7 protein-coding genes and 1 pseudogene are annotated in these 7,928 nt (G+C 40.1%); 4 read left to right on the top strand and 4 right to left on the bottom strand.

Annotated features, from left to right (window positions below):
* Positions 1 to 443: 443 nt before the first annotated feature.
* Positions 444 to 560: pseudogene (locus F6K13_RS34995) on the top strand (hypothetical protein); the annotation flags it as partial.
* A 209-nt stretch (positions 561 to 769) separates the two neighbouring features.
* Here F6K13_RS34995 and F6K13_RS09165 read toward each other — a convergent pair.
* The 3 genes from F6K13_RS09165 to F6K13_RS09155 all read right to left on the bottom strand — a co-directional run bounded on the left by F6K13_RS09165 (position 770) and on the right by F6K13_RS09155 (position 3,198).
* Positions 770 to 892, bottom strand: a complete 123-nt coding sequence (locus F6K13_RS09165; protein WP_287287239.1) for a hypothetical protein — start codon at positions 890 to 892, stop codon at positions 770 to 772.
* A gap of 178 nt (positions 893 to 1,070) precedes the next feature.
* Complete coding sequence (locus F6K13_RS09160; protein WP_124143100.1) at positions 1,071 to 2,054, bottom strand: aldo/keto reductase; 984 nt, start codon at positions 2,052 to 2,054, stop codon at positions 1,071 to 1,073.
* A gap of 454 nt (positions 2,055 to 2,508) precedes the next feature.
* On the bottom strand, positions 2,509 to 3,198 hold the full coding sequence (locus F6K13_RS09155; RefSeq protein ID WP_124143101.1) for a hypothetical protein: 690 nt from the start codon (positions 3,196 to 3,198) through the stop codon (positions 2,509 to 2,511).
* 1,207 nt (positions 3,199 to 4,405) lie between these two features.
* Here F6K13_RS09155 and F6K13_RS09150 point away from each other — a divergent pair.
* The 3 genes from F6K13_RS09150 (at position 4,406) to F6K13_RS09140 (ending at position 6,359) form a co-directional block, all read left to right on the top strand.
* Positions 4,406 to 5,413 (top strand): PEP-CTERM sorting domain-containing protein, encoded by a 1,008-nt coding sequence (locus tag F6K13_RS09150; RefSeq protein ID WP_161564912.1) that lies wholly within the window; start codon positions 4,406 to 4,408, stop codon positions 5,411 to 5,413.
* Between the two features lie 85 nt (positions 5,414 to 5,498).
* On the top strand, positions 5,499 to 6,026 hold the full coding sequence (locus F6K13_RS09145) for a hypothetical protein (RefSeq protein WP_205127218.1): 528 nt from the start codon (positions 5,499 to 5,501) through the stop codon (positions 6,024 to 6,026).
* Between the two features lie 204 nt (positions 6,027 to 6,230).
* The gene (locus F6K13_RS09140) at positions 6,231 to 6,359 is read left to right on the top strand and encodes a hypothetical protein (protein ID WP_287287237.1); all 129 of its coding nucleotides are present in this window, start codon (positions 6,231 to 6,233) and stop codon (positions 6,357 to 6,359) included.
* 331 nt (positions 6,360 to 6,690) lie between these two features.
* Here F6K13_RS09140 and F6K13_RS09135 read toward each other — a convergent pair whose 3' ends face one another.
* Entirely contained in the window at positions 6,691 to 7,758 is a 1,068-nt protein-coding gene (locus tag F6K13_RS09135) for an aldo/keto reductase (RefSeq protein WP_124143103.1), read from the bottom strand.
* Positions 7,759 to 7,928: the final 170 nt, after the last annotated feature.

The following is a 7,928-nucleotide window of genomic DNA, read 5'->3' as shown; positions in this document are numbered from 1 at the left end:
ACCCCACCGTCAACGGGGGTGTTCAAAATTACTTGGGGGAGCGTAGACGCGGAGCGGCCCTTCGTTGACTATCCCCATGTAATTTTCCTCCTGTCTCCTGTCTCCTGTCTCCTGTCTCCTTCTTCAATAGTTATCAGTTATTAGTTATCAGTACCTCTGCAATCAGGAGGCTTGACATCAGAAATATTCTCTTTTTTTCTCAAAATAATTGGGTCGCGCAACCCCGCCTTTTAAAGCGAAATATTTTTGGAGCGAGGCTTAAATCCCCGTTAAAAAAATAACTTATGACTTCGTTAACCCCTTAAAAGGGGAGGCGCATACCCACAATTTTTCGGTAATATCAAATCCAGTGTTATTGTATAAAATTGTATAGAAAGCAGGTTTGTGTTAATGGTAATAAATGTATTCCATAACAAACCTCTTTCTAACAAGGAACAGAGTTAGACATGGCGATCGCTCAAACCTTGATTCAGGTTCACGGAGGCAAAATTGAAGTAACCAGTAAAGTTGGTGTAGGGAGTTGTTTTTGGGTAAAAATTCCGGTAGTGGTAAAGAAGTAATACTATTTTCAAAAAATATTGCTACCTTGAATAACCAAGGTCTTATACTAATTTGAAAAAAGAATGTTACGAATAATAAGTGCGATAGAACTCCGTTCCGCTGACGCGGTCGTGCATACTTTACAGGAAATGTCCCTTTGATAAAGCGGTGCGACCCCGCGACTACGACAGTCGCACCTGGTAGCGCATCAAGAGAAAAAGAGAATTTACTAGCTCAAAACTGGTATTGAAGCCATTCCCGTGTGACTCAGTCCGACTGACTTCCCCTCCCAGGAGGGGGAGGGGCGAGGGGTGGGTTGACTCCTAAGAAATACCCTAGCTATTTGTAGCAAACATTTATAGAATTGATATTAGGCATTATACTATGTTCGGACGGGTCAGTTATAAATAAAATTCAAGAACTGACAGTACCGAAGAAATACTGAAATTATCTTTGACTTTTCTTCTTTCCTCCTTTCTTCCCTCCTGACTTCTGACTGTTTCTTTTATACTAAATTTTAATGTAGATTATTAAGCTCCGCCATTATAAGTTCCTTGTATTTTCCCATCCAACCAAAGTTGCTGCAATTTATGCAATATATCTTCCGAAAGATTAGGTAATCTAGCTACAGAAGCATTCCTACGAATATGCTCGGTACTTGAGGAACCCGGAATCACAGAAGTAACAGTTTGATTGTTCAGGATATATTTTAACCCTATCTCTGACATAGATAAATTAATATCTTTGACAATTGGTTTAATCAAATCAACCATTTCTACCTGTCTTGCTACCCAATCATCAGGAGTCCATAATCCACGCCAATCCCCTTGTGGAAACTTTTGAGAGTGTGTCCAGCCACTAACTAATGCACCAGAACTAAATGGACAGCGTGCTATAATCCCGACCTGATGTTTTTGAGCCATCGGAAACAATGTATATTCAGGTTCTTGCTCCAAAATATTATAAACCACCTGAACAACATCAATCCGCCCTGCTTCAATATGACTATTAGCTTCACCAGCACGGCGATCGCCAACCGATATACCAATGGCTCTAATTTTACCCAGTTCTTTTAGCTTTAGCATCGCTTCATACCATTCCGTACAATGACCCCAGGCCAGATTCCAAGTATGCAAAAATAAAATATCAATGCACTCCCGCCGTAAATTTTTGAGGGTAGTGTCGCAACATTTTACGATCCAATCAGAGGAAAAATAATCCTGAATCTTACTTTGAGGTTTTGGAGACCAGTCATCGCATTGAGGCGGAATTTTACTAGAAATTACTACCGAAGAATTTCCCTGTAAAGCTTTACCGATTACCTGTTCACAATAACCATTTCCGTAGTCTAAAGCCGTATCTAAGTAATTAATATCTGCATCTATTGCTGCCTCAATTGCCTGGATATATTCTGCTTCCGTTTTTTTTCCCCACACATCCCCTGAAAGTTGCCAAGTACCTAGACCAACTTCACTAATTTCAATATTGGTCTTTCCTAACTGACGCTTTTTCATTACTAATTCTCCTGATTGAGCATTACTTGATACATTCAGGACTTACGCATAAAGTAGGAAAAACTGGGATTTCAGATTGATTCCCTATCGTTGGCAATGACGGAAATACTTTGTGCTGCGTAAGTCCTAACATTTTTAAATTGATATCATGTGCTTGTAAATAACCGTTATTGCGTTGATAAATCGTTGGCGAAGCATGACAAACCGAAAGCAATTCCCAAGTTTAGTGACTGCATTGTTTCAATTCTTTCCACTCCCAATGATCTCAACTCTGCTTAATTCGGTATAAAAATCTGAGCGCCATAGGGCAAATCTTTCTAAATTTTTCTTCCCTCCTGACTCGGTCCTTCCCCTCCTGGGAGGGGTTAGGGGTGGGTTGACTCCTGACTCCTTATCTAAATTACACAAATGCTACCAGACTTGATCTGACATATTACAAACTATTTGCCGGATATCATCTGATGCTCTTGCCTCCTTCTAACTGAGCTAGCTTTTCAGTTAATGGATTAATGATGAGCTTGTAGATGTGATATATACTCGAAATATCCTTTAGAGGGAAACGCTTGACGTGCCAAAAACCATTTAGTTCAGACCCGAAATCATTAGGAGAAAAACGACCTACAATCCATCCGTCTGATTCTTCTTCCGCTGTTGTTTCAATACGTATCCATTTCCAAATCATTTCCGCAACATCATAAATCCGAGTTTCAGGATGAGTAGGTTTTGGCTCAATAATAGCAATCCAACATTCGGGTTCGTCCACATCAACTACATTAGGATCGTCACATCCTACCCAAACCCAAACAAAGGCTATATACTGCACTTGCTTTGCTGGATAATCATCGATAGGAGTATCGTCTACTAAATAATCTGCATTAACATAAAAGCGACCCAACCAAAATGGTAGTCCTGAATCGTAAGGTTCTTTGCGATTTAATAAAGTATAGTTATCTAAGAACATATACTCGTCATCACAAACTGAGAACAGCTTATTTAGGGATATAGGTAAGAATTTTTTGGCGTTATGCTCAGATGCGAATCGGTTATCTAGAACCTTAAACAAGCTTCCAACCTGCTGGTGATAAGCCAGCATTACCTTGTAGCTTTGAGTAACTTGCTCCATAATATCCTTACTTATCATCATGCTTTTCTCCTTATAAGATACAACATATTTATATTATACATCTCCAGAAAAGAGGTAACAGGGAACAGGGAGCAGGGAACAGGGAGAATTAACGAAGTCAGAAGTCAGAAGTTAGAAGTTATTTTTGTAACGGGGATTTGAGCAACTATCCAAAAATATTTCGCCTCTTAAGGCGGCGTTGCGCGACCCAATTATTTTGATAATTGACAATTTATGGATAAGAATTGATTTTATTTTTAATTTTAGGAGATGTCTATTAAGTTCAGATCATTAGCTATAGTACCATTAGTTGGGTTCAGCAGTGCAGGGAGACAAATTTCGTTACAGACTTAAGTTCTGTTGCAGTTTTTTACTTAAAGTCTCAGAGCTGATTCATAAAGTAAATCTTAAATTAGCTAGTCGCTTGACCATGAGTTGGATTAATGAGCCATAAATCATTGCTTCACTTACATCTGAATAGACTTCATAATCCTTACATAGCGCGCCTAAATCTATTTAGCCACCCATGCATTGCGTTCAACAATCCATCGTTTAGGCGTAAATAGAAGGTGGGCGTTATTTAGTGCAGCGAGTCAGAAAAACTCTGAAGCTCTTGTGATTCCGTTCCGTTATTGTCTGAAATAACTTTCAGACAATAAAAAAGCAAGATAGCTAAAAGCTATACAAATCAATGCTTTCAAGCTTTAATTAGCCCTGGTCGCACGAACCTTTGATCTACGCCGAGAAATAATATAACCGCTCAATAATCCGGGGTAAATCGGTAAATAGCAAGCCTCAAATGGCGTAAAATCTTTCCTAAACTGCATAACTGCCAAGACATCAGAAATACAAGTTTCTAGAAAATAATCGGAGTTCTAACTAAAATGGCTGAATTTTTTGAAGACGTTGAAATTCAAGATGGAGATCTTATCTTAAAAGGGTCAAATATAGCGAAGCTGCTATGAGGGGCAATCTAGGAATGAAAGCCTTACTCTGTAAGCATCTCAGGAACTGCTCTTTTCACGATTACATCCAATGAAATATTACACAATATTAGACATTCTAGTGATCCTGTGAATCGCTAAAAAGCATATATGGTGGTTGTTTTACTAGCTTTTGCGTGTCAAGTGTACCATCACTCTCCCAACGGCTGAAAGCTGCAATAATATCTAAATTGCCCTCTATGACAACTTCGCTATATTTACCCCGTTCTAGAATTGTATCGGTTGTGAATAACAAGAGTAACCGCATTTTTACAGAAGTGTTTCTACATTTAATCTACGGCAAACAGCCGTTCGCACCTACATCTAATCTACCAATGGAGATAATTATGAGTAATCAAAAACATCGTTTAATCAATCAAGCAATCTTAGGTATTGCTACTACTTTCGGTCTGTTTTCGGCCTCCGTCGCTAATGCTGCATCTCTCAATGTTCTGTGGTATGGTCAGACCGATGCTTACAATGCCAAAATCTCGGAGTTAGCTGCTCTAGCACCAACATTTGACCCAGAAGGAGATGGCAGTTTAGATTGGAATCTCACTTTCTGGAATCCCCAAGACTCCACACCCAACTTTTCTAATTATGATGTTTTAGCGATCGGAACTGCTTGGAGTGAATCAATATTAAATTTTGACCCCACTGGGATTTTGAATAACAAAAGCGCAATATCTACAGCCAGGGGAAACCGTACTTTCCTGAGCGGTCAGGACGCTGACAATCACTATAGTGGCACTCCTGGTCCTCGTCCTAACGGTCCTCTCGGTTTCTTAGTCAATGCCGTTAACTGGGCAGGTAGTGGAGAAGGCATGGGTATTGTTGTTTTGCCAGATGGTGGGGACTCTCGAGACCCTAGAAGTCGAAAGTGGTGGCTAAACGATCGCTCTTTTTTGAAAGATGAATTGGAAGGTTATGTTTCATATTTCTGGGAAGAAAATGTGGTTATTCCCACAGAGACCTCGGACTTTCCAGTAAATGAAGGTTTAACAACCGCAGGTTTGAGTAACTGGCGTCAATCTGCCCACGCTGCCTTTGACAAAAATATTCCTGGTTACTTATCTATTAATGATGCTGGTTCTCGTCCTGGTTATGCGGTTACTATTGTCACTGACTCCGAAGCTGATGGTGACACTTTGGGGCAGGAAACAGAAAAAGTTCCCGAACCAGGTTCAATTTTTGGTCTATTTCTATTGGGTAGTTTGGGCGTTCGTTCTGTACTATTGCGTATATCGCAATAATACAAGACATCGGTATTTCTCAAGTTGAGTCCGAGTCCGTGGCAACGTTATATAGCAGGGAACAGGGAACAGGGAACAGGGAACAGTGGTAAAAGCTTTTCTCTGTCTCAGGTTCATCATCAATCTCTGTCCTAACCAACTCTTTCCTTGTTATATGGGAGCAATACATGGTTTTGCCACCCTATTAGCAACAGTTCTGATCTCTTATGCAGGACATCTAGCATTTCCCCTATTACGAGGAGTTCGGAAAATTCTCCCTCAAATGCGTACCCTTACCTTTTGGTCAACCTGCTTGTCATTTTTCGCCATTACTTCCGGAAATTGGGTATATATGCGCTATCGTTATCCTGCCAACGGTGCAAGAGCTTGGTTGCTGGAAAATACGCTTTTAGTGCATTACCTATTTATGGAAGATCACGAATTCAGTGTTCTGTTTACCCTATCCTTTAGGTGCTGCCTGTACCTGGGTTTTGTGGAAATATGGCGACTCAATTTTAGAGCAAAAAAATCGTCCTGTTCTTACCGGAACTTTTTAGCATTGATGGCAATGATGTTCTTTGATATTGGCGGGTTGGTAAGTGGTTTGAATGTTGCCAGCATGCACTCTCTGTAGTCATTTATCAGTTATCAGTTACAATACTTACGGAAACCAACCAAGAAACCAGGTTTATTGCCTTGATTATTGTTAAAACTACAAAATTCGTTCATAAACCGGGTTTCTGCGTAATTCCTGAATCTTTTTACTGTTATACCAAGTGTGAAAAAAGAATGTTACGAATAGTAAGAAGAATAAAAAGACACGTGCAGGATATGTCCTTTGACAAAGCAGTCGCTAACGCCATCCCACCATCGACCAAGAGAGCGGTGCGACCCCGCGACGACGCCAGTCGCACCTGGTAGCGCACCAAGAGAAAAGAATGATTTGCGATCTGAAAAATGGTATTAAAGCTATTCCCGTGTGACTCTGTCTTCCTGAGTTCCTCTCCTGGTTCCCCTCCTGGGAGGGGCGGGGGTGGGTTGGGCGCGCGGGTAGGTTGACTCCTAAGAAATATCAAGGAAAAATCTGGCGTTGCCTAAGTTTTCAGCATGGGGAGTAAGTGTAATGTGTGAACACATTCTGTCTAATAGTAGGCGAATGTAACGTATTATATCGTTATTCTTTGATTAAGTCAATGCTCTCCACTCTACCCGCACTCTCCACACTCCCCACACTCCCCCTATATTTTTAAATAAATCCCAAATGGGTTCTATGTTCCCTGTTCCCTGTTCGCTGTTCCCTATTTTCTGGAGATATCCATTAATTGTGAATAACGATGATTGTCAATTTTGTCAAATGTACCATTGTAAACAAAGTTTCTGGGCATATCTGCGTTAAAGAAGTCGTGAGGAAAACCAAGTTCAATTTGACTTACTTTCTCAAGTTGCTGAATTTGATCTGCTGATAATTTCACATCCACACATTGAATATTATCTTCAATGTGAGAAACTTTTCTAGCTCCAATAATAGGAATTACACCCTTATTTAATAACCAATTTAAAGCAACTTGTGACGAACTCTTTCCTATTTCTTCTGCAACTTTATCTACTTCTTTTGCAATACTCAAATTACGATCGCTCTGATTCACAAAATCTTTCATCATTTCATTGTCTAGTCTGCGCTCTTCTTCTACTGTATTAGCTTTGGTATATTTGCCAGTCAACCAACCACTAGCTAGAGGCGACCACGCAGTTACTCCAATATCCAAAGTCTTCGCCATCGGCAAAATTTCCCTTTCTGGAGTGCGTTGAATCAGACTATACTCAATTTGTAAACCGATAAATTGTGTCCAACCCCGTAATTCAGCCAAGGTATTGCATTGAGAAACAACCCAAGCAGGAGCATCGGAAATACCAATATATAATACTTTTCCTGCTCTAACCAAATCGTCAAATGCCCGCATTACTTCTTCCGGTGGAGTCATAAAATCCCAAGCGTGCAACCATAAAACATCGATATAGTCAGTATTAAGACGTTTGAGACTAGCTTCTACCGACTGCACCATATTTTTGCGTTGGTTTCCGCCACCATTTGGATTATTATCGCCAAAACCATTGGTATATTTAGTGGCTAAAACAACAGCATTTCTTTCCGAGGCAATAAACTCACCGAGAAATTTCTCACTTGTACCGTTGGTGTAAATGTTGGCAGTATCAATAAAATTACCGCCTGCTTCACGGAAGACTTGATAAATTCTTTGGCTTTCTTCTTTAGAAGAACCCCAACCCCAGTCTTCGCCAAAGGTCATTGTGCCCAAGCATAGTTCGGATACTCTGAGTCCACTTTTTCCTAATAATTTGTACTGCATCTTGTCATCTACTCCTAAATAATTAACTGAGTGAAATTAGTTAATGAAACAATATCTATGATAGTTTATAATTATATCATGTCCGGTTGAACAGTGATAAATAAATAACTACGGAGTCCTCAGGAGTCAGTCCTCAGGAGTCAGGAGGGAAGAAAGAAGAAGGAAGAAGA

It is taken from the genome of Okeania sp. SIO2B9 (assembly GCF_010672505.1).
Taxonomy (GTDB): domain Bacteria; phylum Cyanobacteriota; class Cyanobacteriia; order Cyanobacteriales; family Microcoleaceae; genus Okeania; species Okeania hirsuta.
Note: the sequence above shows the minus strand (reverse complement) of the source record. Positions and strands in the feature narration are given on the sequence as shown.

Bases quoted from the DNA above. Each gene is read 5' to 3' on its own strand.
- F6K13_RS09160 (WP_124143100.1), bottom strand. From the start codon at position 2,054: ATGAAAAAGCGTCAGTTAGGAAAGACCAATATTGAAATTAGTGAAGTT.
- F6K13_RS09155 (WP_124143101.1), bottom strand. From the start codon at position 3,198: ATGATGATAAGTAAGGATATTATGGAGCAAGTTACTCAAAGCTACAAG.
- F6K13_RS09135 (WP_124143103.1), bottom strand. From the start codon at position 7,758: ATGCAGTACAAATTATTAGGAAAAAGTGGACTCAGAGTATCCGAACTA.